The sequence below is a fragment of the Aequorivita soesokkakensis genome, assembly GCF_001641085.1.
GTDB lineage: Bacteria > Bacteroidota > Bacteroidia > Flavobacteriales > Flavobacteriaceae > Aequorivita > Aequorivita soesokkakensis.
This window is the reverse complement of sequence record NZ_LXIE01000003.1, coordinates 34,011-57,968: the sequence shown is the minus strand read 5'-3', so window position 1 is coordinate 57,968 and position 23,958 is coordinate 34,011. Positions and strand designations below refer to the sequence as shown.

The 23,958-nt window shown below is 37.5% G+C and carries 25 protein-coding genes; 19 read left to right on the top strand and 6 right to left on the bottom strand.

Going from position 1 to position 23,958, the window contains the following annotated elements:
• Window positions 1-637 (top strand): hypothetical protein (locus tag A7A78_RS15190; RefSeq protein WP_207489323.1); only part of this gene is annotated, 637 nt, incomplete at its 5' end.
• Window positions 638-691: 54 nt separating this feature from the next.
• Window positions 692-1,084, top strand: a complete 393-nt coding sequence (locus tag A7A78_RS03415) for an orotate phosphoribosyltransferase (RefSeq protein WP_068761046.1) — start codon at window positions 692-694, stop codon at window positions 1,082-1,084.
• Window positions 1,085-1,173: 89 nt separating this feature from the next.
• Here the strand turns inward: A7A78_RS03415 and A7A78_RS03410 are convergent, their stop codons facing one another.
• A complete protein-coding gene (locus A7A78_RS03410) occupies window positions 1,174-1,905 on the bottom strand; it encodes a biotin--[acetyl-CoA-carboxylase] ligase (RefSeq protein WP_068761050.1) in 732 nt (243 codons plus the stop codon).
• Window positions 1,906-1,994: 89 nt separating this feature from the next.
• On the opposite strand from A7A78_RS03410, the gene rsfS reads away from it, so the two are divergent.
• The 6 genes from rsfS to A7A78_RS03380 all read left to right on the top strand — a co-directional run bounded on the left by rsfS (window position 1,995) and on the right by A7A78_RS03380 (window position 6,804).
• The gene (rsfS, locus tag A7A78_RS03405; protein ID WP_068761045.1) at window positions 1,995-2,366 is read left to right on the top strand and encodes a ribosome silencing factor; all 372 of its coding nucleotides are present in this window, start codon (window positions 1,995-1,997) and stop codon (window positions 2,364-2,366) included.
• A 15-nt stretch (window positions 2,367-2,381) separates the two neighbouring features.
• A complete protein-coding gene (ftsH, locus tag A7A78_RS03400; protein ID WP_068761044.1) occupies window positions 2,382-4,337 on the top strand; it encodes an ATP-dependent zinc metalloprotease FtsH in 1,956 nt (651 codons plus the stop codon).
• Window positions 4,338-4,451: 114 nt separating this feature from the next.
• On the top strand, window positions 4,452-5,063 hold the full coding sequence (locus tag A7A78_RS03395) for an LUD domain-containing protein (RefSeq protein ID WP_068761043.1): 612 nt from the start codon (window positions 4,452-4,454) through the stop codon (window positions 5,061-5,063).
• Window position 5,064: 1 nt separating this feature from the next.
• Window positions 5,065-5,898 (top strand): phosphatidate cytidylyltransferase, encoded by an 834-nt coding sequence (locus tag A7A78_RS03390; RefSeq protein ID WP_068761042.1) that lies wholly within the window; start codon window positions 5,065-5,067, stop codon window positions 5,896-5,898.
• Entirely contained in the window at window positions 5,888-6,538 is a 651-nt protein-coding gene (locus A7A78_RS03385) for a phosphatidylserine decarboxylase family protein (protein ID WP_068761041.1), read from the top strand. Before A7A78_RS03390 ends, A7A78_RS03385 begins: the two co-directional genes overlap by 11 nt.
• Window positions 6,538-6,804, top strand: coding sequence for an acyl-CoA-binding protein (locus tag A7A78_RS03380; protein WP_068761040.1), 267 nt, complete (start codon window positions 6,538-6,540; stop codon window positions 6,802-6,804). Before A7A78_RS03385 ends, A7A78_RS03380 begins: the two co-directional genes overlap by 1 nt.
• Here A7A78_RS03380 and A7A78_RS03375 read toward each other — a convergent pair whose 3' ends face one another.
• Window positions 6,805-7,047 (bottom strand): hypothetical protein, encoded by a 243-nt coding sequence (locus A7A78_RS03375; RefSeq protein ID WP_068761039.1) that lies wholly within the window; start codon window positions 7,045-7,047, stop codon window positions 6,805-6,807.
• Between the two features lie 100 nt (window positions 7,048-7,147).
• Entirely contained in the window at window positions 7,148-9,778 is a 2,631-nt protein-coding gene (locus A7A78_RS03370) for a valine--tRNA ligase (protein WP_068761038.1), read from the bottom strand.
• 128 nt (window positions 9,779-9,906) lie between these two features.
• On the opposite strand from A7A78_RS03370, the gene A7A78_RS03365 reads away from it, so the two are divergent.
• Window positions 9,907-10,302, top strand: coding sequence for a DUF1573 domain-containing protein (locus tag A7A78_RS03365; protein WP_068761037.1), 396 nt, complete (start codon window positions 9,907-9,909; stop codon window positions 10,300-10,302).
• A 54-nt stretch (window positions 10,303-10,356) separates the two neighbouring features.
• Here the strand turns inward: A7A78_RS03365 and A7A78_RS03360 are convergent, their stop codons facing one another.
• Complete coding sequence (locus tag A7A78_RS03360) at window positions 10,357-11,571, bottom strand: aspartyl protease family protein (RefSeq protein WP_131811101.1); 1,215 nt, start codon at window positions 11,569-11,571, stop codon at window positions 10,357-10,359.
• Window positions 11,572-11,799: 228 nt separating this feature from the next.
• Here A7A78_RS03360 and A7A78_RS03355 point away from each other — a divergent pair, with 228 nt between their 5' ends.
• Both A7A78_RS03355 and murB read left to right on the top strand, forming a co-directional pair.
• On the top strand, window positions 11,800-12,990 hold the full coding sequence (locus tag A7A78_RS03355) for a pyridoxal phosphate-dependent aminotransferase (protein ID WP_068761036.1): 1,191 nt from the start codon (window positions 11,800-11,802) through the stop codon (window positions 12,988-12,990).
• The gene (gene murB / locus A7A78_RS03350) at window positions 12,990-14,003 is read left to right on the top strand and encodes a UDP-N-acetylmuramate dehydrogenase (RefSeq protein WP_068761035.1); all 1,014 of its coding nucleotides are present in this window, start codon (window positions 12,990-12,992) and stop codon (window positions 14,001-14,003) included. The genes A7A78_RS03355 and murB overlap by 1 nt, the downstream gene beginning before the upstream one ends.
• Here murB and A7A78_RS03345 read toward each other — a convergent pair whose 3' ends face one another.
• The gene (locus A7A78_RS03345; RefSeq protein WP_165593543.1) at window positions 14,004-14,603 is read right to left on the bottom strand and encodes a fasciclin domain-containing protein; all 600 of its coding nucleotides are present in this window, start codon (window positions 14,601-14,603) and stop codon (window positions 14,004-14,006) included. It lies immediately after the preceding gene.
• A 114-nt stretch (window positions 14,604-14,717) separates the two neighbouring features.
• Here A7A78_RS03345 and A7A78_RS03340 point away from each other — a divergent pair, with 114 nt between their 5' ends.
• The 6 genes from A7A78_RS03340 (at window position 14,718) to A7A78_RS03315 (ending at window position 20,898) form a co-directional block, all read left to right on the top strand.
• Window positions 14,718-14,942: a membrane or secreted protein gene (locus A7A78_RS03340; protein WP_068761033.1), complete on the top strand. Its 225-nt coding sequence runs from the start codon at window positions 14,718-14,720 to the stop codon at window positions 14,940-14,942.
• Window positions 14,943-14,979: 37 nt separating this feature from the next.
• Window positions 14,980-16,074, top strand: a complete 1,095-nt coding sequence (locus A7A78_RS03335; RefSeq protein ID WP_068761032.1) for a glycosyltransferase — start codon at window positions 14,980-14,982, stop codon at window positions 16,072-16,074.
• The gene (locus A7A78_RS03330) at window positions 16,065-16,631 is read left to right on the top strand and encodes an RNA polymerase sigma factor (protein WP_068761031.1); all 567 of its coding nucleotides are present in this window, start codon (window positions 16,065-16,067) and stop codon (window positions 16,629-16,631) included. The genes A7A78_RS03335 and A7A78_RS03330 overlap by 10 nt, the downstream gene beginning before the upstream one ends.
• 105 nt (window positions 16,632-16,736) lie before the next feature.
• Window positions 16,737-17,609 carry a lipoyl synthase gene (lipA, locus tag A7A78_RS03325; protein ID WP_068761030.1) on the top strand — a complete coding sequence of 291 codons (873 nt, stop codon included), beginning with the start codon at window positions 16,737-16,739 and terminating at the stop codon, window positions 17,607-17,609.
• A 14-nt stretch (window positions 17,610-17,623) separates the two neighbouring features.
• On the top strand, window positions 17,624-18,622 hold the full coding sequence (gene gap / locus A7A78_RS03320; protein WP_068761029.1) for a type I glyceraldehyde-3-phosphate dehydrogenase: 999 nt from the start codon (window positions 17,624-17,626) through the stop codon (window positions 18,620-18,622).
• 143 nt (window positions 18,623-18,765) lie between these two features.
• The gene (locus tag A7A78_RS03315; protein ID WP_165593542.1) at window positions 18,766-20,898 is read left to right on the top strand and encodes a tetratricopeptide repeat-containing hybrid sensor histidine kinase/response regulator; all 2,133 of its coding nucleotides are present in this window, start codon (window positions 18,766-18,768) and stop codon (window positions 20,896-20,898) included.
• Here the strand turns inward: A7A78_RS03315 and lpxK are convergent, their stop codons facing one another.
• The gene (gene lpxK / locus A7A78_RS03310) at window positions 20,899-21,900 is read right to left on the bottom strand and encodes a tetraacyldisaccharide 4'-kinase (protein ID WP_068761027.1); all 1,002 of its coding nucleotides are present in this window, start codon (window positions 21,898-21,900) and stop codon (window positions 20,899-20,901) included.
• Window positions 21,901-22,003: 103 nt separating this feature from the next.
• On the opposite strand from lpxK, the gene A7A78_RS03305 reads away from it, so the two are divergent.
• Together A7A78_RS03305 and A7A78_RS03300 are read left to right on the top strand one after the other, a co-directional pair.
• Window positions 22,004-23,098: a Nif3-like dinuclear metal center hexameric protein gene (locus A7A78_RS03305; RefSeq protein WP_068761026.1), complete on the top strand. Its 1,095-nt coding sequence runs from the start codon at window positions 22,004-22,006 to the stop codon at window positions 23,096-23,098.
• A gap of 3 nt (window positions 23,099-23,101) precedes the next feature.
• Entirely contained in the window at window positions 23,102-23,884 is a 783-nt protein-coding gene (locus A7A78_RS03300; RefSeq protein ID WP_068761025.1) for a zinc ribbon domain-containing protein, read from the top strand.
• The last annotated feature ends 74 nt before the right edge of the window (window positions 23,885-23,958 follow it).

Below are 23,958 nucleotides of genomic sequence, written 5' to 3'. Positions count from 1 at the left end.
ACGATTGGCCAGCTCGGCTTTTTCACCGCAATTTAAAAAAGAAGAAAATGAAAAGTCTAGAAAAATAGACTTTGAGTTAATTGATAAAATTGTAAGCAATCCAGAAACTGAAAACGAAAGAATTTTCCAGTATTTAAATCATAATCATAATAAATTTAAAATTTTCGTTGAATTGATTTATAACGATGTTTTGAGTATTTATATAAATTCTACTGATTCTGACGACCTTTTCTATTCCGATTTTGACAGACAAAATATTCGGGAAATGATGGCACAAGCAAAATTTGAAGGGAGGTCAGATTTTACAAAACGGCTAAAACTTTCTGATACGTTGAATTTACCAAATGGAAAAAAAATAGCCCTTCCAATGCGATATTCATATTATTACGGTTTAGATTATGGAGTAGCCCATGGCATAACACCAAAACTCAATTATTACCTTTTAAAAGAAGGAAGTACTAAACTTTACAAAGTTGAAAAAAACAAACGTTTTATAAAAAATGCTGAAGAAATAATTAATAACTGCCCGATTATTTTAAAAGATTTGCAAAATAACCAAGTTAATATATTTGATTTACCAAATTTTATTGAGTATTATAAGGATGTATGTCAAACAGAAAATAGTTTCGAGAATTGATTTCCCGAAAATTTTTTTAATAAATATAGCAATAAAGAATAAAAAATATTTCCAATGAAACTAAACAGCAAAAAAGTAACCACCCAAAAATCCGCAGCCGAACTTTGTGATTTTTTGGCCGATGTAAAGAATTTTGAAACATTGATGCCCGAAAATATCAGCAAATTTGAGGTTTTAAGCGAAAAATCTTTTGTGTTTGCACTAAAGGGAATGCCCGAAATAGCGCTGGAAGTAAAGGAAGTTGAAAAGCCAAACAAAGTAGTGTTGGGCGCAATCAGCGATAAAATTCCGTTCACGCTAACGGGAAATATTGAAGAAGTTTCTGAAAAAAGTTCAACCGTGGAATTGCTTTTTGAGGGCGAATTCAACGCGATGATGGCGATGATGGTAAAAGGACCGATTTCAAAATTTATTGATACACTTGCCTCAAATTTAGAGCAGGTTTAAATTTATGTCAGTACGAGCGCAGTCGAGAACTATACGTTTCGAATTTACACTGAGGTCTCGACTGCGCTTGACCGGACAAACCAAATATTTCAGTAAATAAGTTTCACTTCTTTCAGTTGGAATTTTTGCAACGGATTATTTTCCGTTTCCACCAAAAGTTCGCCAATGTCAGAAACACCTTTTATAATTCCGTTGATTTGTGAACCTTCCGAGGTTTCAAAAACTGAAATCCTTTCTTTTCGAAATAAATTGTTTTCATAAAGTTGTTTCATTTCTGAAAAATCCTTTTCTGAAATATTTTTTAAGTTTTTGAAAACATTTTTCAGAATTGTGTCAAGCACTTCTTCCAACTGAAAGGTTTTTCCAGTTTCAAGTTTCATTGAGCTTGCCTGCGGCAGATTCGGGAAGTCAGTTTCGTTCACATTGAGCCCAATTCCTATTATTGAATACTTTACAAAACTGCTTTCCAACACATTTTCAATCAAAATTCCGCCAATTTTCGTGTTAGCTGACAATATGTCGTTTGGCCATTTAATAGTAACTTTGGGAACATTCAGACTTTTAAGTGCTTTCACGATAGCCAAGGAAACAACCATAGAAATCATAAATTGTTGCTCTATCTGGAGCTTTTCAAAAGCCTTGAACATACTGAATGTAAGGCTTTGCCCTTCTCTTGAAAGCCATTTGTTGCCCATTTGCCCACGACCGGAAAGTTGACGGTTTGTAAGCACAACCGTTTCTTCCTGCAAGAATGTTTCTTTTGCCAATTGCTTTAAGTAGGAATTGGTGGAATCGATGGCATTAAGTTTGATTATCTTCAAAACGATAATTATGTTTAGTATTACGCTTTTAAGGCGCTTCAAGAAACAAAAAAGTAATAACTTTGCGAAAAAGAAAAGAAAAATAATTAATGCAGAAAAAACAAGCAGGAACAGATCAACTTATTACCCAAATTATACGAGGGATTGAAGAAGTAAAAGGAAACGATATAGAAATCCTTGACCTTAGAGAAATAGAAAATACCGTTTGTGACTATTTTATAATTTGTAATGGTACGTCCAATACCCAGGTGAACGCCATTGTGAACTCCGTTCAAAAATCAGTAAGCAAAGCACTTAAGGAAAAACCGTGGCACGTTGAAGGAAGCGACAACGCGGAATGGATACTTATGGACTACGTGCACGTTGTTGTACATGTTTTTCAAAAGCATATTCGCGAGTTTTATGACATTGAAGGGCTTTGGGGCGATGCAAAATCGGTTAAAATAGAAACAACACACTAAAAAGAAATTTGCCATATGGCTGAAGAAAATAAAAATAAGAAAAGCGAATCCAAAAAACCGAGGCCCAATTATTATTGGATCTATGTTGCCATAATATTATTGTTCCTGGGAATTCAATTTTTTGGCGGCGGTAGTTGGTCCCAACCCGAGAAAACCAATCAAGCACAATTTGAAGAGTTTTTGAAAGATGGTGACGTTGATAAAGTTGATGTAATCAATAAAAAAATTGCAAAAGTTTACCTCACCCCTACTGCAAAAGAAAAAGAGGTACATTCAAAAAAAGAGAACACACCGGCTTTTTTGGCCCCAGGCCCAAATGATCCGGATTATCAATTTGAATTTGGAGATCTTCAAAATTTCGAGAATTCATTTAAAACCATTAAAGCAGAAAATCAGCTTGCCACCAAAATGGAATGGCACACAGATTCCAACGTTTGGGGCGATATTTTGATGGGGATACTGCCATTTGTAATCATCATCGGTATCTGGATTTTTATTATGCGAAGAATGTCTTCGGGTGCCGGAGGAGGTGCTGGTGGGCAACTTTTCAATATTGGAAAATCCAAAGCAAAACTTTTTGATGAAAAGACAGATGTAAAAACTTCCTTTAAAGATGTTGCAGGTTTGGAAGGTGCGAAAGAGGAAGTACAGGAAATTGTGGATTTCCTTAAAAACCCAGAAAAATACACTTCTTTGGGAGGGAAAATTCCTAAAGGAGCTTTACTTGTAGGCCCTCCGGGAACTGGTAAGACCCTTTTAGCAAAAGCTGTTGCCGGCGAAGCGAAGGTTCCTTTCTTCTCCCTTTCAGGTTCAGATTTTGTTGAAATGTTTGTGGGAGTGGGAGCTTCCCGAGTGCGCGACCTTTTTAAACAGGCAAAGGATAAATCGCCAGCAATTATATTTATTGATGAAATTGATGCCATTGGTCGTGCCCGAGGAAAAAACAACTTCTCTGGTAGCAATGACGAGCGTGAAAATACATTGAACCAGTTATTAACCGAAATGGACGGTTTCGGAACAAACACTAACGTTATTGTTTTGGCCGCAACAAACCGCGCAGACGTTCTGGACAAGGCTTTGATGCGTGCTGGCCGTTTTGACAGACAAATATATGTTGACCTCCCGGACGTTCGCGAACGTAAAGAAATATTTGAAGTTCACTTGCGCCCTATTAAAAAGGATGAAAATTTAGACACAGATTTTCTTTCAAAACAAACCCCAGGGTTTTCTGGAGCTGACATTGCAAACGTTTGTAATGAAGCTGCGTTGATCGCTGCGAGAAACGGAAAAAAATCTGTTGGAAAACAAGATTTCTTAGATGCAGTTGATAGAATTGTGGGTGGTCTTGAAAAGAAAAACAAGATAATGACAGTGGCAGAAAAACGCGCCATTGCTTTTCACGAAGCTGGTCATGCAACCGTAAGCTGGATGCTTGAACACGCTGCTCCGTTGGTAAAAGTTACCATCGTTCCCCGTGGACAATCCTTGGGTGCCGCTTGGTATTTACCAGAAGAAAGATTGATTGTTCATCCAGAACAGATGCTTGATGAAATGTGTGCTGCCCTAGGTGGCCGTGCTGCGGAAAAAGTTATGTTTGACCGTATTTCCACAGGCGCGTTAAGCGATCTTGAAAAAGTTACAAAACAGGCCCGCGCAATGGTTACTATTTATGGCCTCAATGAAAAAATAGGAAACCTTACTTATTACGATAGCAGCGGACAGTCTGAGTACAACTTCTCTAAGCCTTACAGTGAGAAGACTGCAGAATTAATAGATAAAGAAATTTCTTTACTTATTGAAAGCCAGTATCAGCGTGCAGTAAAACTTTTGGAAGAGAACAAGGACAAATTGACCGAATTGGCGAATGTGCTTCTTGAAAAAGAAGTAATTTTCAAGGATAATCTTCAGAAAATATTTGGAGATCGTCCATTTGAAATTCCTGAAGAAGTACCAAGAGTGGCAACTACATAACGTTGCCACTTTTGTGGTTTATACTGAAACTTTGTTTTTTAGGTAACAAAACTTCAATATAGATTTTATATATTTGAAGTTGAACGTAATTATGAACTCCTCAATGAATTATTAATGAGTCTATTCAAAAGGCTTTTAAACCCTAATTATAAGTCGGAAGAGAAGGCCAAACGTGCCGACAAAGCCGACCATAGCAGTTATTACCCAGAGCAAAAACTTCCTATAGACGAAAAATTCACCTATAATTTCAAAAATAACGGCGGAAAATTCATTTACTGCGAAAACTGGGAAGAAATTCTGGAGGGTTTTGATAATATTTTGCTTGAGAATGATTGGTATGAGCAGGACGTGTTTTGTGTGAATGAAATGCTTTCCAAAAAATTTGACGGCTTCAACCTCAACTTCACAAAAAATACCGATTCAAAATTTTTTCTTTCCGCTTGTGAATCATTGGTTTCAAATAACGGTTCTATCTTACTTTCCTCAAACCAAATCAAGGAAAAAAAGCTTAAGGAATTGCCTTCAAACTTCATCATTTTTGCAACAACAAGCCAAATTGTTGATACCATCAGCGAGGGTTTGCGCAATATAAAAAACCAAAGTTCAAGTTACATTCCAAGTAATATTACTACTATTCAAGACTTTGAAACCGAAAAAGAAAAGGATTTTATGAGTTATGGAAGTAGCACAAAAAACCTATATTTGTTGCTACTGGAAGACTTATAATATGAAGGAAATTCTCGTACGGACCCTCTCGGGCGTATTATACATTTCGATCATCATTTTTGCAATGTTCACTTCGCGTGAATGGTTTATGGGACTTTTCTTTGTGCTTGCAGTTATCACTTTAAGCGAATATTTAAAGCTAGTTCATTTAACCAGCTATCTTGCCTACTTCCTTCTAGCCGCAGCTTTTTACTTTTTAAGCTACAACGTTTTCGACGAAAATGCAGTTTATCTCCTTTTGATTTTGAGCGGTTTTGTCAATCTTTTTCTATTAAAGGATGTACTCTGGACAAGCAAAATTCCTATGTTTGAAAAGAAAAAATACGTTACCGTAATACTTTATATTATAAGCGGTTTTGTATTTCTAACCCTAATTCCAGTTATGAACATTGATGGCAGGTTTATGCCAGAAATAATTGTAGCGGTGTTTATACTCGTTTGGAGCAATGACACCTTCGCCTATCTCGTGGGGAAAAATTTAGGCAAACATAAACTCTTGGAGCGTATTTCACCCAAAAAAACCATTGAAGGGTTTGTGGGAGGTATTTTGGGCGCTCTTTTGGCAGGATTTGTTATCTTTAAAGTGTTGGAAAACTACAGCCCAATGGATGCTGAAAAGTATCCCCTTTGGGTTTGGATGGTAATGGCAATGATCGTCGCAATTTTTGGTACCATTGGCGATTTGATCCAATCTAAATTTAAAAGACAGGCCGGGGTGAAAGACAGCGGAATCATTATGCCGGGCCACGGTGGATTATATGACAGGCTGGACAGTATTATTTACGCTAGTCCGTTTGTTTATGCATTTTTATTAATTGTTGACAATGTTTCATAAAGAAGGTTTCAAAATTATTTTTATAGCGCTGGTAATCGTTATCGGGCTTAGTTTATTGGCAAATGTTTTTGTGGGCGACCCAACCATTCGCGGTGGCGTTATAATTTCTTTGGTAATAATCCTACTATTGGTATTACAGTTTTTTAGAAACCCTAAACGTAACTTTTTGGTGCACCCAGAATATGTTATTTCTCCCGTTGACGGAAAAGTGGTGGTAATTGAAGAAGTTTTTGAAAAGGAATATTTCAACGATAAGAGATTGCAGGTTTCCGTTTTTATGAGCCCAATAAATGTGCACGTAACACGCTATCCCGTTGGCGGAAAAGTGGTTTATAGCAAATACCATCCTGGAAAATATTTGGTAGCGTGGCACCCAAAATCTTCCGAAGAAAACGAACGCACTACCGTTGTTGTAAAAAATGAAGCTTTCGGTGATGTGCTATACCGCCAAATTGCTGGGGCAATGGCAAAAAGAATTGTGAATTATGCCGAAATAAATGATGAAGTAGCACAAGCGAGTGATAGCGGATTTATTAAATTTGGGTCGCGTGTGGATGTTTTTCTTCCGCTGGACGCAAAAATAAAAGTGGCTATTAACCAAAAGGTAAAAGGAGGTATCTCTATAATTGCTGAAAAATAATGACTTCAGAAGAACTGGATATTGCTTTTAGAGCGGCCGTAGAGAGTATCAACGAGCACACGGAACCGTTTCCGGCAGATTTCTTGTTGCGTTTGTATGCATACTACAAAAGAGCTACTGACGATCAGGATTTACCCAGCAGCAATAATCCTCTTATAAGTGCTTTTAAAACAAACGCCCTTTTCCAAACAAAAGACCTTTCTTCTGATGAAGCCAAGCAACTTTATGTTGAAGCTGTAAACCATTATTTTTTGTATCGAAAATAGCTAGGACTGCTGTGCCTTGTTGAATTTTATTTCGTAATCCTCAATCGCTTCTCGAATTTTTTCCACATTGTCTGAAGCTTTTTCATGAGCCGCTTCCATCGCTTTCTCCAAATCTTTATCCGGATGCTGAAAAAGATCTGTAATTACGTGGTTAATTTTGTCAATGATACTTTTCTGACTGTTTTTGATGTCTTCCAATTTGTGAAGCATCTTCTCCATTTCTTGGTACTTTGCTTGGTCCATAATTGTTTAATTTTTGAACAAGTTACGGGCAAATGCATTTTAAAATGAAGCAATTAACCTCATTTTAAAACAAATTAAGAGATTTTAACGCGTTAAAAAATTATTTCAGACCTGCCAAACTCGCCTTCAAAGTTTCAATCTTAGCCAGCGCATCTACTTCTTTTTGTTTTTCCAAAGCCACAACCTGTTCCGGTGCTCCGCTTACGAAGCGTTCATTTTTCAGTTTTCCTTGGACGCTTTTTAAGAACCCTTCGGTGTATTTCAATTCTTCAGAAAGCTTTGCTATTTCTTCTTCAACGTTTATTGCACCTGCTATTGGAATGAAATATTCGTTGCTTTTTACACGAAATGTCAGTGCTCCATCCAGTTTTTCAGAAATATAATTCAATTCCGAAACATTGCCGAGTTTTGAGATTACTGCATCAAATTCCGTTGATGCATTTTCATTATTAAGCACGGAAAGCGCTATTGTATCTTTAAAAGAAATGTTTTTCTCTTTGCGAATTGTTCTAATTCCAGAAATTACTTCAGCAGCAAAATCGAAGTTTTTTACTATTCTTTCATCAAAAACTTCTGGTTTTGGCCATTCTGAAATTATCAAGGCTTCGGAAATGTCGCGCTGGGTGATGTGCTGCCAGATTTCTTCAGAAATAAAAGGTACAAAAGGATGAAGCACTTTCAGATTATCTTCCAAAACAGAAATTACTTCCAAATAAGTCTTTTCTGAAATCTTTTCGCCGAAAGGCGGTTTTACCATTTCTAGCAACCAAGAACAGAAATCATCCCAAACCAATTTATAGGTTGACATTAAAGCGTCACTGATACGGTATTTGCTGTAATGGTCTTCAATTTCAGCAAGCGTTTTCTGAAATTTGCTACGGTACCATTTTAATGCAATAACATCACTTTGAGATTGGTTTTTTTCGGTATCAACTTCCCAACCGTCAATCAAACGGTAAGCATTCCAAATTTTATTTACGAAACCACTCCCCTGCTTGCAAAGGTCTTCATCAAACATTAAATCATTACCAGCAGGTGAACTCAAAAGCATCCCGACACGCACTCCGTCGGCACCGTAAGTATCCATCAAATCAATCGGATCTGGTGAATTTCCTAAAGATTTACTCATCTTTCTACGCTGTTTATCTCGCACGATTCCAGTTAAATAAACATTTGTGAAAGGCTTTTCGTTTCTGTATTCGTAACCTGCAATAATCATTCGCGCCACCCAAAAGAAAAGAATTTCGGGAGCTGTCACGAGGTCGTTGGTTGGGTAATAATAGTTTATTTCTTTATTGTCCGGCTTCAAAATTCCATTGAAAACGCTGATGGGCCAAAGCCAAGATGAAAACCAAGTGTCGAGGGCATCTGGATCTTGGGTTAAGTCTGTAGTCTGTAGTTTATAGTTTGTAGTTTTTTCTTGTGCGAGTTTTAACGCTTCTTCAATATTTTCTGCAACCACAAAATCTTCCTTCCCATCGCCATAAAAATATGCGGGAATTTGCTGTCCCCACCAAAGTTGGCGGGAAATGTTCCAGTCCCGAACGTTTTCCATCCAATGGCGATAGGTATTTACAAATTTTTCGGGAACTAGATTTACATCTTTTTCCAATACGGCATCTAAAGCAGGTTGCGCAAGTTCCTTCATTTTTAGGAACCATTGATCGCTCAGTTTTGGTTCTATCACTGCGCCGGTTCTTTCACTGGTTCCTACTTTGTGAGTATGTGTTTCTATTTTTGAAACCACGCCCATTTCTTCAAGTTCCTTTACAATTTCCTTGCGAACTACAAAACGATCCTTTCCTTGATAATGAAGGCCGAAACTGTTTAAAGTCGCGTCATCATTTAGAATATCTATAATTTCAAGCTTGTGTTTATCGCCCAACATTTTATCATTCTCATCGTGGGCGGGAGTTACCTTTAGACAACCTGTTCCGAATTCAATATCTACATATTCATCTTCTATAATCGGAATCACACGATTACAAACTGGAACGATTGCCTTTTTTCCTCGAAGGTGTGCAAAACGCTCATCATTCGGGTTGATGCAAATAGCAGTATCACCCAAAATTGTTTCGGGGCGCGTGGTAGCGATGGTTAAGGTTTCATCACTGCCTTCAATTTTATAGTTTAGGTAATAGAGATTGCCTTGTTTTTCTTCGTAAATAACTTCTTCGTCCGAAAGCGTGGTTTTAGCCTGCGGATCCCAATTAACCATTCTGTAGCCACGGTAAATGTTTCCTTTTCTGTACAAATCCACAAATACTTTTATCACGGAGGCAGACATATCTTCATCCATGGTGAACTTGGTTCGGTCCCAATCGCAGGAGGCGCCCAATTTTTTCAACTGCTCCAGAATTATTCCACCGTGTTTGTGGGTCCATTCCCAAGCGTGTTCTAAAAATTCTTCGCGGGAAAGGTTTGCTTTGTCAATCCCTTCGGCTTTCAATTTTGCAACCACTTTTGCTTCAGTTGCTATGGAGGCATGGTCTGTTCCAGGTACCCAACAAGCGTTAAAACCCTGCAAACGTGCACGGCGTATCAAAACATCCTGCAAAGTATTGTTGAGCATATGGCCCATGTGCAGTACTCCGGTAACATTCGGCGGAGGAATAACTATGGTATAAGGCGTTCTTTCATCCACTTCAGAATGGAAGTATTTATTCTCCATCCAGTAGCTATACCACTTATTTTCAATCTGCTTTGCATTATATTTTGCTTCTAGAGCCATACTTTGGTCTGGTATTTGAGTAATGAGTTGCAAAAGTAAATATATCTGCAGGATAATAAAAGTGAATAAGTTATTTTGCAGAATGTTTAAAAGTTATATACTTTAGCATACATTAAAAAAACAAAATCATGAAAAAATTAGCTATTATGGCTCTTGTTGCCTTTATCGGTTTTGCCGCACAGGCACAACAAGCAAAAATCAGTTTCAAGGAAGACACCGTTGATTACGGCACTATTGCAAAAGGTAGTGACGGCGTTAGGGTATTTGAATTCACTAATACCGGGGATGCCCCGCTTATTATTAGTGATGTAAAATCCAGTTGCGGTTGTACTGTCCCGAAAAAACCAGATGGCCCTATTGCTCCTGGAGCAAGTAGCACTATCCAAGTTAAGTATGACACAAACCGTGTTGGACCAATCAGAAAAACTGTTACCGTTTATTCAAATGCCAGCGAACCAATGGTGGCTTTAAAAATAAAAGGTGAAGTGATGAGCGACACTAGTAGCGTGTTAGAAAAAAGCTAACAACTTTACAATTACAAAAAACGGCTGAAGGCAAATGCTTTCAGCCGTTTTTTTTTAAAATACACTTTTCAGAAAAAATTTCACCTTATTGAAATAGGGGCCACGTTTTAATTCCATTGAAATTCTTTTTCCCTCATCCGTTGAAAACATTTCAATCAATTCATAAAGTTTGTATTCATAACAAGGTTTCCCATTGATGGAAATTACTTCATCCCCTTTTTCAACTCCAGCCAATGCAGCTGGAGAACCTTCGCGCACATCAGCCACCACAAATTTTGGAACCAATGAAAAATGAAGTTCGGTGGTTATGGAAATGCTATTCATGGTCAAGCTTTCATTCTGATTTCCACGGTTTGAATTTACATTTGCCCGTCTTTCCTCCTTTACAAGCTCCACCCCCTCGTGCTCAAGGGTCAGACCACTCATATTATAGTTAAATGGATTATTAAAATTATGGTTTTTTTTAAGCCGAATTTTTTTGTTTCTATAATCAAACGTAACGGTGAACCTGCTTAAAAAACCACCACCAATGCTACCATCCCGATCTTCATAATATCGTGCCTTCATTATTGCATCTTCTTCTGGGAAGGAGGTATTCACTTCCTTTAAATGAAAATCACCAATAATAAGCTCCGGAATTCTTGCCCGTTTTCCATAAATATTCCCACTAAGACCAAGACCTAAGAAATCTTCAAAGTAATTTTTTGGAGATTCTGATATAAAATCCCTGTCGCCAAAAAGCCACATTACATCACTGGAGCCTGAATCTACTAATAGTTTTACTTCGTCTTGAGTATTTTCTGAAGCAACCTGTAAAGAAATATAAGGCTTGCTGCCTACAAAATTCAAAGGTAAATCCTCACATTTTTTACATTCCTTTAAAGGATATTTTACAGGATCGTAAATGGTTATAACTTTTGAAGTGTAATTAATCTTGACTATAAAATTCTGAAAAAATTCATTCCCCAAAATTCCATGGACCGGAATGCCCATTCTTGGTGAAAAGTTAAGGGTGCTATCAAAAATTATAAAAATTGTATGATCTCTATCTACAGCATCTCCAATTTTAATTCTATTATCCAAGCTCTTCAAGGCTTCCACAGAACCTCCAGAACCCAATCCTTGAAGCAACACAGGCGAAGTGTTGCGAAGCTGAAGGCTATCTGCCTCTTCCAAGCTAAAAAGAATGGTAGATTTCACGCCAGTATCCAAAATAAAAGAAAGTGGTGTGCCGTTGATTTCCACTTCAACTATTGGTAAATTGTTCACTAACCGAAAAGGTATTCGATCCCTTTTTTTAGTATTCTGTAATAAAAAACCAGACTGAGCAATTAGGGAAACCGAAAAACAAAAAAGCAAACAAAAAAACAGTTGTTTTCGCAAAGTTTTTGGAATTATTTTGAATTGAATTGAAGGTATAAAAAAAAGCTGAATGTTGTTATCATCAAAGTGGAATTATAAAATATATTTTGCAACTTTGCCACAAACAAATTCATTATGCCTTCAGTTTCACACAAAGGGAAAAACATGCCGGAATCACCCATCCGTAAACTAGTTCCCTACGCCGAAAAAGCCTATAAAGCAAACAAAACCGTTTATCACTTAAACATTGGTCAGCCCGATATCAAATCTCCAGAAATTGCAATGGATGCCGTGGCGCACCACCACTTGGAAATACTTGCATACACTCGTTCTGAGGGTTCACAGGAATACCGTGAAAAAATTGCAGGTTACTACAAAAAAAACAACATTCCCGCGGAGGCGAATGATATTATAGTAACCACCGGCGGAAGCGAGGCGTTACTTTTTGCAATGGGAAGTATTGCTGATGTTGATGATGAAATAATTATTCCAGAACCATTTTATGCAAACTACAATGGTTTTGCAACGGCTTCCGGTGTTAAGATTGTTCCCGTTATTTCAAAAATTGAAGACAATTTTGCATTGCCGCCAATTTCAGAATTTGAAAAACTAATTACTCCAAAAACCAAAGCAATACTTATCTGCAACCCCGGAAATCCAACGGGTTATCTTTATTCAAAAGAAGAAATCCAAACGTTGGCGGAAATTGTAAAGAAGCACGATTTGTTTTTGGTTTCTGATGAAGTGTACCGTGAATTTACCTATGACGGCTACAAACATTATTCAATTCTCGAGGAACCAAGCATGGCCGAAAACGGAATCATTATCGATTCGGTTTCAAAAAGATACAGCATGTGTGGTGCACGCATTGGTTGTTTGGTTTCAAAAAACAAACAGGTTATCGCCACCGCTTTAAAGTTTGCCCAAGCACGTTTGAGCCCTCCAACGTTTGCTCAGATTGCGAGTGAAGCTGCGCTACAAACCCCCCAAAGTTATTTTGATGAAGTAATCACGGAATATCAGGATAGAAGAAACACTTTGGTCACAGCATTAAAAGCCATTCCCGGCGTACAAGTGGGTGAACCAAAAGGAGCTTTTTATTGTATCGTGCAACTTCCCGTTAAAAATAGTGATGCCTTTGCACAATGGCTTTTGGAAGAATTTGACGACAATGGCGAAACCATTATGGTGGCTCCCGCTGCAGGTTTTTATTCAAGTCCCGGCGTTGGGTTGAACCAAGTACGCATTGCTTACGTTTTGAAAAAAGACAGCCTTGTTCGCGCAGTAGAAATCTTGAAACTTGCGCTTCAAAAATATAAGGATTGATGCGGATTGAAGAAAACAAATCGCTTAGAAACTACAATACTTTTGGCATAGCCAGCAATGCACGCTTTTTTGTTTCGGTTGAAACTATTGATGAACTGAAACAGGCTCTTTCCAAAAAACCTTCCGAAGAACTTTTTATTCTTGGTGGAGGCAGTAATATGCTGTTGACGGGCGATTTGGACGCTTTTGTACTTCACATAAATTTAAAGGGAATTGAAATCCTGAAAGAAACCGAAACCGAAGTTTTTGTAAAAGCAATGGCTGGCGAAAACTGGCACGAGTTTGTTAAATATTGTATCGAAAAGGATTTTGGAGGTTTGGAAAACCTTTCTCTAATTCCCGGAAACGTTGGTACGGCACCCATCCAAAACATTGGTGCTTATGGCGTAGAGCTGAAAGATACTTTTGAAAGCTGCAATACGGTTGAAATTGAAACATTCAAAGAACGGGAATTCACAAAAGAAGAATGCGTTTTTGAGTACCGAAATTCCATCTTCAAAAATGAGGCGAAAGGAAAATACATCATTACAAGTGTAACCTTTAAATTGACAAAAAAGAATCATAAAACAAGTGTTTCCTACGGCGATATCCAAAAGAATTTATCTGAAAGAAATATTGAAATCCCAACAATTAAAGACATTTCCGAAGCAGTGATCGCCATTCGCCAATCCAAACTGCCCGACCCGAAAGTATTGGGAAACAGTGGCAGTTTTTTTAAAAATCCTGTTGTGGGTTCGGAAACTTTTCAGGAATTCAGAAGAAATTTTCCCGAAGCTCCTTTCTACGAAGTTTCCCCTACGGAATTTAAAATTCCCGCAGGCTGGCTAATTGAAAAAGCAGGTTTTAAAGGCCAACGTTTTGGAGACGCAGGCGTTCACAAAAATCAAGCCTTGGTGTTGGTAAATTACGGAAACGCCACCGGAAAGGAAATCTGGCAACTCGCAATGGATATCCAAAAAAAAGTAAAAGAAATGACCGGAATTTATATTGAACCGGAAGTAAATGTCTTTTAATTAGCTTTTCAGCAAGCCGTCAAGTACATAAACCGCTCCGTTTGAGCTTTCAATGCTTCCTTTTACCACTTTTGCATTTGCTCCTTTTCCATCGGAAATGATAATTTCTTCGCCAGATTTTGTTGCGGTTAAAGTAGTCCCGGCAAGGGTTTTCAATTTCGCTTTCCCATTTTTATTGATGGTCTGCAGCAAAGTTTCTTTATCCATCTTTCCTTCAACTATGTATGATTTCAACAATTCCTCCAATTTCGGTTTATTATCCGGCATAGAATAAAACTTTTTTTTCTCGGCGGAAAAAGATTCCAAAGCGGCGGTTGAAGGCCCAAAAATTGTAAATGGGCCTTTATCTTCTGAAAGCATTGTAGCCATTTCAGCCGTTACCAAATAACTGGCATATTTCTTCAAATTCGGCTCGTTCATAACGCGGGCCATTACACTTTTCAACATTGCCTTATCCTCAGGCGTCAATTCCTTTTTCGGAGCTCGCTGCACAGGTGGTTTCTGAACAGTATCAACAACAGCGCTTTCTGTTTCCATTATTTTGGAATTCTGTGTTTCATTTTTACAGGAAACGGCCATTATTGCGAAGATTGAAATCATTAAAAAAGTGAATGGTTTTTGCATCATAAAAAATTTTAAAATAGGGGCTAAAAATACTTAAAATCTGAGCACAACCGCAAGAAAGATTGTATTTTTGCACTTTAAATTATACAGATGAAACTTTTACTGATAACACTGGCTTTACTATTACTTGCCGTAGCTGGAATCGCCATAAAACTTTGGGCAAAAAAAGATGGAAAATTTGCTGGAACCTGCGCTAGCCAAAGTCCTTTTCTTAATAAAGAAGGCCAAGCTTGCGGTTTCTGCGGAAAAACTCCAGACCAGTTTGATACCTGTAGCGGTGAAATTTCCAATTCGGAAGCTCCAAATTCCAAATAGCAAACCTAAAATCTTCACTTAACAATCGTAATTGCTTATGGTGCTACTTTACGTTTTCGGCGCGGTCGCGTTGATTAACTGTGCTTATTACATTCTCTTTTCTAAATTTTCCTTTTTAAAACCTTCGGAAAAAAGAACTTCGGAAAAATATCCCGTTTCCCTGATTGTCTGTGCAAAAAATGAAGCTGAAAACCTTCAGAATCACATTCCGCTTTGGCAAAAACAGCGTTATCATAACTTTGAAATTATTCTTATTAATGACGCTTCTGTTGATGAAACCTTGGAAGTAATGGAAACGTTTGCAGCGAACGACCCGCGCATACAGATTGTGAACGTAAAAAACAACGAAGCCTTTTGGGCAAACAAAAAATACGCGCTCACACTGGGAATTAAGCGCGCCAAAAACACCCGACTAATCTTTACAGATGCCGATTGTTACCCAGCTTCAGAGGATTGGCTGGCCACGATGGCCTCAAATTTTTCCGATAAAAAACAATTGGTCTTAGGGTATGGTGCCTATGAAAAACAGCCGGGATTCCTAAATAAAATCATCCGTTTCGAAACTTTGATGACGGCCCTCCAGTATTTTTCATACGCAAAAAGCGGGAATCCCTATATGGGGGTAGGTCGCAATTTGGCTTACACCAGCAATCTTTATTATGAAAACAATGGCTTTATGAGCCATATAAAAATTCCTTCGGGCGATGACGATCTTTTTGTGAATGAAGCCGCAACTTCAGAAAACGTTGCCATTTGTGTGGAACCGGAAGCATTTACATATTCACTTCCGAAGAAAAAGAAAAAAAAATGGCTCATTCAAAAAAAGAGACATTATTCCACCGCCAAGCTTTATAAGCCCAAACACCGCATACTTTTAGGGGCTTATTTTATATTCAATTTTCTATTTTGGCTGCTCGCCCCAATAATTTTATTTACAGATTTCTGGATTTTCGGATTCGGTATCATTTTTATAAGAATTCTATTTCAGTATATAATTATTGGAAATGCCGCAAAAAAACTGAAGGAAGCAGATTTGTTGCCGTTTATTCCTTTTTATGAATTGTTTTTAATCTTCACACAATTAAGTATCTTTATTTCCAACAGCAGCGAAAAAAACTCGCGATGGAAATAACTTCGGAAGAAATAGCGCAACAGATTCAAAAGGCAAAAAAAGGAAAGCAGGACGCTTTTAAGTTTTTGCTGGATTATTATTGGAATGAGGTTTACGGATTTCAATTAAAAAGAGTCCGAAACGAACTTGAAGCGGAAGACATCACAATTGAAGCCTTTGCAAAGGCATTTGATAAAATTGAAACCTTTGATGAAAACTACACTTTTTCCACTTGGCTCGTTGCCATTTCAAAAAACATTCAAATAGACAAAACCCGAAAAAAGAACGCTTCCATCTATTCTAATACTACAGATGCTACCAACGAACAAGTTCAAAAAATAATAGACCACTCGCCCACACCCGAGGACAAGCTGATAACAGAGCAAAATCTTTCAGAATTGCTACAATATATTAAACAGTTAAAGCCTCATTACCAGGAAGTGATAAACCTTCGTTATTTTCAGGAAATGAGCTATAATGAAATTTCCGAGACGCTAGAGGAACCTTTGAACAATGTAAAAGTGCGGCTGTTGCGCGCCAGAAAACTATTGGCTGAAATAATAACGCAGAAAGAGTAGAGAATACAAATTCCAAAAAATCAAATTCCAAATCCCAAATTTTAAAAAAAATGGAGTTTCCCCTTTGGGGGTTAGGGGGCTTTTTTTCGTACTTTTGTTTCCCTTATGAGCACAGAAACCTTGGAACTCCACAAGCCCGAACCAAAGCCGAAATGGATTCGCGTTAAACTTCCCACCGGGAAAAAATATACCGAACTGCGCGGCTTGGTTGAAAAATACAAACTGAACACAATCTGTACCTCTGGCAGTTGCCCCAATATGGGCGAATGTTGGGGTGAAGGTACGGCAACATTTATGATTTTGGGAAACATCTGCACCCGTTCCTGCGGCTTTTGCGGCGTAAAAACCGGTCGGCCAGAAACCGTGGATTGGGACGAGCCCGAAAAAGTAGCGCGCTCCATAAAAATAATGAACATTAAACACGCGGTTGTAACTTCTGTGGACCGTGATGATTTAAAGGATATGGGTTCCATCATTTGGGCCGAAACCGTAAAGGCAATTCGCAGGATGAATCCTGAAACTACTTTGGAAACCTTAATTCCAGATTTTCAGGGAAACACACGGAATATTGATAGAATTATTGCCGTAAAACCCGAAGTTATTTCGCACAATATGGAAACCGTGAAACGGTTGACGCGCGAAGTGCGCATACAAGCAAAATACGAACGCAGTCTTGAGGTTTTGAATTATTTGAAACAATCAGAAATGCCACGAACCAAAAGTGGAATAATGCTCGGTTTGGGCGAAAAAGAAGAAGAAGTTTTGCAAACGATGGAAGATTTAAGAAGCGTTGGCTTGGATATTTTGACCATTGGCCAATATCTGCAACCCTCCAAAAAACATCTTCCCGTTAAGGAATTCATTACTCCAGAACAGTTCAAAAAATATAAAACCGTAGGCTTGGAAATGGGTTTCCGTCATGTGGAAAGTGGCGCTTTGGTGCGTTCATCATACAAAGCACAAAAACATCTTACCTAAAAATTATTTCAGAAATGGGAAAAAAGATAACTGTCGGCATTAATGGTTTTGGCCGTATTGGCCGAAATTTTTTCAGGTTATTGCTCAACCATCCTTCCATTGAAGTAGTAATTGTAAATGATTTGGCCGACACGAAAACGTTATGCCATCTTCTTAAATACGACAGTATTCACGGTGTATTAAAGGAAGAAATTTCGCATTCCAAAAACGAAATTACAGTTGGTGGAAAAAGTGTGAAATTTTCTTCGGAAAAAAATATTGAAGACATCCGTTGGGGAAAAGTAGATGTGGTTGTTGAAAGTACCGGCAAATTTAAAAGTCGAAAACAGCTCGAAAACCATTTGAAGAATGGAGCTGGCAAAGTTATTCTTTCAGTTCCCCCGCTTGATGATGATATAAAAACTGTGGTTCTTGGGGTGAATGATTCAATTATAAAACCTGAAGACAACATTATTTCCAACGCTTCCTGCACAACGAATAATGCAGCGCCCATGCTGAAAATAATAAATGAGCTTTGCGGGATTGAACAGGCTTATATCACAACAGTACATTCATACACAACAGACCAAAGTTTGCACGATCAGCCGCACAGAGACCTTCGGCGGGCGCGTGCTGCTGGACAATCTATTGTACCAACAACTACTGGAGCTGCAAAAGCTTTGACAAAGATCTTTCCAGATTTGGCTGATGCCATTGGGGGTTGTGGAATTCGTGTACCCGTGCCGGATGGCTCTCTAACAGATATAACAGTAAATGTTACAAAGGAAGTTTCAATCCAAGAAATTAATGACGCATTCAAAAAAGCATCTGAAAATTCGTTAAAAGGAATACTGGAATATACAGAAGACCCCATCGTTTCCATAGATATTGTGGGCAATACGCACTCTTGTATTTTTGACGCCGGCATGACTTCAGTAATAGGAAAAATGGTGAAAATTATTGGATGGTATGACAATGAAATTGGTTATTCGTCCAGAATTATTGATTTAATTGACAGAATTTCCGTGAAATAACTATATTTATTGCCCTTTTAAACTAACCGATGCACCTACCTATATTAAAATACAAGATTTTCTTGCCCCTGATTTTGTGTTTGCTGGTTTCAGTTAAATCATTCTCAATACAAATAAAGGATACAATTGTTACCATAAAACAATTGCAGTATAACGCTTCAAAAGCGTTGGAAACTGAAGATTTTATGGAAGCCGTTAAAAACCTTAACGATGCCAACAAACTGGCAATGCTCCCCAAATACCGAAGCTACAAACCCGATGTTGACTTAAGTGTAGCAGAACTTTATTACAATCTTGAATATTTTGAAAAAGCTTCCGAAGAGGCAAAAAAGGCTATTGCAAATGGAGAGATTTACAAAAACGACTACAAACTGGCGAAAGCCTATAACGTATATGCAATAATCCAAATTTCAAAAGGGCAATCCGCTGATGCCGAAATTTATTTGAACAAAGCTGATTCCATTTACACCAAACTTAATGAGGAAAAAAGTAAAGCAAATGTGCTTTACGCAAGAGGTTTATTACAACTTCAGCTTGGCAATTACACTAAAGCTATTGAAAATTTAAAACCTGCCGCTCAAAGTTTTAAGGATCAGGGGCTTATTTATCAGGAAGCTAACGCTTACAGCAATTTGGCAGATGCACTTTCACTTGTTGACCCTGCAACGTATGCAAACCCACTTAAAGAAGCTACGGAAATTTTAAACAATGTGTCTGGAATTGCTCATTCTCAGGGATTTTCAAAGCTTTTGGTTGAAAACCATAGAATCAATTCCCAAATTTTAATTGCACAAAAAAAGGGAACGCAAGCAGAAGAAGAGCTTAAATATTATTTGGGTCAGAAAGATTCGCTTAAGCAAATTCACTTAAGAGCTATTGAGAAAGGAATCCAGGCAGAATCTGCTATTGGCGATCTAAACGAAATTATAGCAAGCCAGCAGGACGATTTGAGCAAACAGGAGAAATCGCTCTTTTTTGGAAAACTTACGGGATGGCTTAGCATTGCGCTAATTCTTATTCTTTCATTATTGACACTTTCGCTTTATAAAAACAATAATTTAAGAGCGAAGGCCAATGAGCTATTGCAGGACAAAAACACAGAACTGCAGGAAGCAAAGGAAAATGCTGAAAAAGCTTCGCAGGCCAAGGCCCAATTTCTTTCAACAATTACGCACGAGCTTCGAACGCCAATGTACACGGTTACTGGGCTAACCCATTTGCTATTGGAAGAAGACCCAAAACCTGAACAAAAAGAACATCTCAACTCGCTTAAATTTTCTGGGGAATATTTACTTTCACTAATCAACAATATATTGGATCTCAATAAATTGGAAGCCAATAAAGTGGAAATTGAAAAGGCACCGTTTAATTTGAAAAAACGAATTGATGGGGTTTTGATTGCACTAAAAAAATCCGCAGAAGCAAAGAACAACAATATACATTACGACTATGACCCCACGTTGCCCAATGAAGTATTGGGCGACTCCCTTAAAATTTCACAGATTCTTATTAACTTAATTAGTAATTCAATAAAATTTACTGAAAACGGTGATATTTGGGTGCGTGTACATAATGCTGAAAAAAACGCAAAAAAGGTTGTTGTCCATTTTGAGGTTGAAGATACTGGAGATGGTATTTCAAAGAAAAAACAAAATACAATTTTTGAATCTTTCTCGCAAGGTTCACTTCAAATCAACCGAAAATACGGTGGTACTGGGCTGGGTCTTTCCATCGTTAAAAACCTTTTGGAATTGATGGGAAGTAAAATATTTTTGGAAAGTAAACTAGGTGAAGGCTCCAAATTTTGGTTTAATATAGGTTATGATATTTCCGAAACGGAAAATAATGTAACGCCTGTAAACGACCTTGAAGTAGTTTTTGAAAACGATATTTTTGAGAACAAATCGGTAATGATTGTTGAGGACAACAAGATTAACCAGATGATTACCAAAAAGATTCTTGAGAAAAAGAAAATGGTGTGTACCGTTGTAGACAATGGAATGGATGCCATAAAATTTGCGAAAGAAGGAGAATTTGATGTAGTGCTAATGGATATTCATATGCCCGGTATAAGCGGAATTGAGGCCACCAAAAAGATTCGTGAGTTCAACAAAACAGTTCCAATTATTGCGCTAACGGCTATAACTATTGAGGAAAATTTAGAAGATTTTTACAAAGCTGGCTTCAATGAATTTATACCCAAACCCTTCAATGCTGAAGATTTCTTCGAAAAGATAAACAGGGTTCTTCGCAGCAACGATTACTTGGTAAAATAATTATTTCACCATTTCCATTTCAATCCTCTTTTTGAAGGCAACTTCCGCATCATTCAAAATTATTGTTTGGATGGGTAAAAAGTAGATTTCCGTTTCCTTTGCAAGCCCTTGCAATCGCATAAAATCCTTTTCCGTGGTAAGTATCAAAGGATGTTTTTTAAGTTCTGCAATTTCAGAGATTGTAAAATTATGGTGGTCTGAAAAAGATTTTTCTTGAAATTTCAAACCTTTACTTTTTAAAAAATCAACAAACGGTTGTGGGTTTGCAATACCAGTAACCAAAAGGAATTCTCTGTCTTTTAAATAATCAAGTGGCTTCAGTTCAGAAGCATTTTTAATGTTGGCACTGTACCCAATTTTCGAAAAATAAATTTCTTGATGCGGTTTTGGCTTCAGTCTTCGTTTTATTGCTTGCATTTTTGAATTTTCAATATTTTCAGGGCATTTCGTAACTACAATTATATCTGCCCGTTTTGCACCAAACTTTGGCTCGCGAAGATTTCCTGCGGGAAGCATGCAATCGTTACTGTACAATTTATCAAAAGAAGTCAGTAAAATATTCAGCGAAGCCTTTACTTTTCTATGTTGAAAAGCATCATCGAGCAAAATCACTTCTGCCGTTTTTTGAAGTTTTTCAATACCCGTTTGTCGGTCTTCGCAAACGGCTACTGTAACTTCGGGGAATTTCTGCTTAAACTGAAGCGGCTCATCGCCCACTTCTTCCACCATACTCGTTTTTAAAACTTCACGAAAACCCGTTGTTTTACGTTTATAGCCTCGACTTAAAACAGCAATTTTGTGATTGTTTTTCAAAAAAGAAACCAAAAATTCAATCATTGGCGATTTTCCGGTTCCGCCCGTGGAAAGGTTTCCAACGCATATTATAGGCAAATTATACGATTTACTTTTAAGCAATCCTTTGTTGTAAAGAAAATTCCGAAGTGCAGTAATGCCACCGTACAACAGTGAAAAAGGAAATAATAACTTCCGTAGAAAATTCATTTAACGAAAGTACTAATTCCGCAGAAAACTGCGATTACTTTAAAATAAAAATAGAAGTCCGTAAAAATTCCACAAACTGTTATCTTTACTGAAAATGTAAAAAATGAAGGTCAAAGAAGTCATTTCATTGCTGGAAGAGCTCGCACCACTCTCCTATTCCGAAAATTTTGACAACACGGGATTACTTGTTGGTGATGCAAATACGAACGTTTCAGGAATTTTGGTTACGCTGGATACTTTGGAAAGTGTGGTAGACGAAGCAATTGAAAAAAAATGCAACCTTATAGTGAGTTTTCACCCAATAATTTTTTCGGGATTGAAAAAAATTACCGGAAAAACCTATGTGGAACGGGTGGTTCAAAAAGCAATAAAACACGATATAGCTATTTTTTCAAACCACACGGCACTCGATAATTCCTGGAATGGAGTAAATGCAATGATTTGTGAAAAACTTGGATTGAAAAACCGTTCGGTATTGATTCCCCAAAATGAAAGCATAAAAAAACTGATCACTTTTGTTCCTTCAAAAGATGCTGAAATAGTTAGAAATGCTTTATTCTCAGTTGGCGCTGGAAACATCGGCAATTACGAAAATTGCAGTTTCAACATTGAAGGTAAAGGAAGTTTTAAAGGAAATGAAGCTTCAAATCCTACGATTGGCACAAAAGGAGAAATTCATTTTGAAGAGGAAATACAAATTGGAATCACGTTTGCGAAACACCTTCAAAACAGGATTTTAAAAGCACTTTTTGAATCACATCCGTACGAAGAAATTGCTTATGAAATAACCACACTTGAAAACCAAAATCAACATTTGGGCATGGGAATGGTTGGTGAATTTGAAAAAGCGATGGATGAAAAGGAATTTTTAAAATTTCTGAAAAAAACAATGAATACAGATTGCGTTCGCCATTCAACATTGCTAAAAAAACAAATTAAAAAAGTTGCTTTACTCGGCGGAAGCGGAAGTTTTGCCATTGATGCAGCAAAAAAAGCTGGCGCCGATGCTTTTATCTCAGCAGATTTTAAATATCACGACTTCTTTAAGGCCGAAAACACTATACTTTTGGCAGATATTGGTCATTATGAAAGCGAACAGTACACAAAAGACCTTTTACATTCTTTCCTTAAGAAAAAAATTACTAATTTTGCAGTCCTTTTATCACAAACAAATACCAATCCTATTAGCTATTTATAATTTATGGCAACAAAAACCGAAGTTACTGTTGAAGAGAAGTTAAGAGCCTTGTATGACCTACAGCTTATTGATTCCAGAATTGATGAAATAAGAAGTGTTCGTGGTGAACTTCCACTAGAAGTTGAAGATCTTGAAGACGAAGTGGCTGGAATGAACACCCGTTTGGAAAAACTGAAAGCCGATCTTGAAGTAATTGAAGACCAAATCAAGGAAAAAAAGAATAATATTGAAGAGTCTAAAACACTCATAAAAAAATATTCTGCACAACAGGACAATGTTCGCAATAACCGTGAATACAACTCCTTAAGCAAGGAAGTTGAATTTCAGGAACTTGAAATCCAACTTGCTGAAAAAAACATTAAAGAATTCCGTGCACAAATAGAGCAAAAAACGCAGGTTATTGAAGAAACCAAAGCACGTTTTAATGAGCGTTCAGAGCATTTGAAACACAAACAAAGTGAGCTTGACGAAATTCTGAAAGAAACTGAAAAAGAAGAGCAAACCTTAATAAAGGAATCTGAAAATTTTGAGGGTCAAATTGAAGCGCGCCTTATAAAAGCATATAAAAGAATTCGCAGTAATGTAAAAAACGGTTTAGCCGTTGTTGCTGTTGAACGTGGTGCATCGGGTGGATCATTCTTTACCATTCCACCACAGGTGCAAATGGAAATTGCCGGTCGTAAAAAAATAATTACTGATGAGCACAGTGGCCGTATTCTGGTAGATCCAGATCTTGCCAATGAGGAAAAAGAAAAGATGGAGGCAATGTTCACCAAACTTAAATAAGCAACCAACGTCAATTATAACAAAGCCTTCACATATAGTGAGGGCTTTTTTTGTACTTTGAATGAAAGGTTTTA

What these genes read in the sequence shown, in the direction of transcription:
- A7A78_RS03375 (WP_068761039.1), bottom strand. Translation starts at nt 7,047, where the DNA reads ATGGACCAAGCAAAGTACCAAGAAATGGAGAAGATGCTTCACAAATTG.
- murB (WP_068761035.1), top strand. Translation starts at nt 12,990, where the DNA reads ATGCGGATTGAAGAAAACAAATCGCTTAGAAACTACAATACTTTTGGC.
- A7A78_RS03395 (WP_068761043.1), top strand. Translation starts at nt 4,452, where the DNA reads ATGAGTCTATTCAAAAGGCTTTTAAACCCTAATTATAAGTCGGAAGAG.
- A7A78_RS03415 (WP_068761046.1), top strand. Translation starts at nt 692, where the DNA reads ATGAAACTAAACAGCAAAAAAGTAACCACCCAAAAATCCGCAGCCGAA.
- A7A78_RS03390 (WP_068761042.1), top strand. Translation starts at nt 5,065, where the DNA reads ATGAAGGAAATTCTCGTACGGACCCTCTCGGGCGTATTATACATTTCG.
- ftsH (WP_068761044.1), top strand. Translation starts at nt 2,382, where the DNA reads ATGGCTGAAGAAAATAAAAATAAGAAAAGCGAATCCAAAAAACCGAGG.
- A7A78_RS03380 (WP_068761040.1), top strand. Translation starts at nt 6,538, where the DNA reads ATGACTTCAGAAGAACTGGATATTGCTTTTAGAGCGGCCGTAGAGAGT.
- A7A78_RS03340 (WP_068761033.1), top strand. Translation starts at nt 14,718, where the DNA reads ATGAAACTTTTACTGATAACACTGGCTTTACTATTACTTGCCGTAGCT.
- gap (WP_068761029.1), top strand. Translation starts at nt 17,624, where the DNA reads ATGGGAAAAAAGATAACTGTCGGCATTAATGGTTTTGGCCGTATTGGC.
- A7A78_RS03335 (WP_068761032.1), top strand. Translation starts at nt 14,980, where the DNA reads ATGGTGCTACTTTACGTTTTCGGCGCGGTCGCGTTGATTAACTGTGCT.
- A7A78_RS03305 (WP_068761026.1), top strand. Translation starts at nt 22,004, where the DNA reads ATGAAGGTCAAAGAAGTCATTTCATTGCTGGAAGAGCTCGCACCACTC.
- lpxK (WP_068761027.1), bottom strand. Translation starts at nt 21,900, where the DNA reads ATGAATTTTCTACGGAAGTTATTATTTCCTTTTTCACTGTTGTACGGT.
- lipA (WP_068761030.1), top strand. Translation starts at nt 16,737, where the DNA reads ATGAGCACAGAAACCTTGGAACTCCACAAGCCCGAACCAAAGCCGAAA.
- rsfS (WP_068761045.1), top strand. Translation starts at nt 1,995, where the DNA reads ATGCAGAAAAAACAAGCAGGAACAGATCAACTTATTACCCAAATTATA.
- A7A78_RS03330 (WP_068761031.1), top strand. Translation starts at nt 16,065, where the DNA reads ATGGAAATAACTTCGGAAGAAATAGCGCAACAGATTCAAAAGGCAAAA.
- A7A78_RS03385 (WP_068761041.1), top strand. Translation starts at nt 5,888, where the DNA reads ATGTTTCATAAAGAAGGTTTCAAAATTATTTTTATAGCGCTGGTAATC.
- A7A78_RS03345 (WP_165593543.1), bottom strand. Translation starts at nt 14,603, where the DNA reads ATGATTTCAATCTTCGCAATAATGGCCGTTTCCTGTAAAAATGAAACA.
- A7A78_RS03355 (WP_068761036.1), top strand. Translation starts at nt 11,800, where the DNA reads ATGCCTTCAGTTTCACACAAAGGGAAAAACATGCCGGAATCACCCATC.
- A7A78_RS03365 (WP_068761037.1), top strand. Translation starts at nt 9,907, where the DNA reads ATGAAAAAATTAGCTATTATGGCTCTTGTTGCCTTTATCGGTTTTGCC.
- A7A78_RS03370 (WP_068761038.1), bottom strand. Translation starts at nt 9,778, where the DNA reads ATGGCTCTAGAAGCAAAATATAATGCAAAGCAGATTGAAAATAAGTGG.
- A7A78_RS03300 (WP_068761025.1), top strand. Translation starts at nt 23,102, where the DNA reads ATGGCAACAAAAACCGAAGTTACTGTTGAAGAGAAGTTAAGAGCCTTG.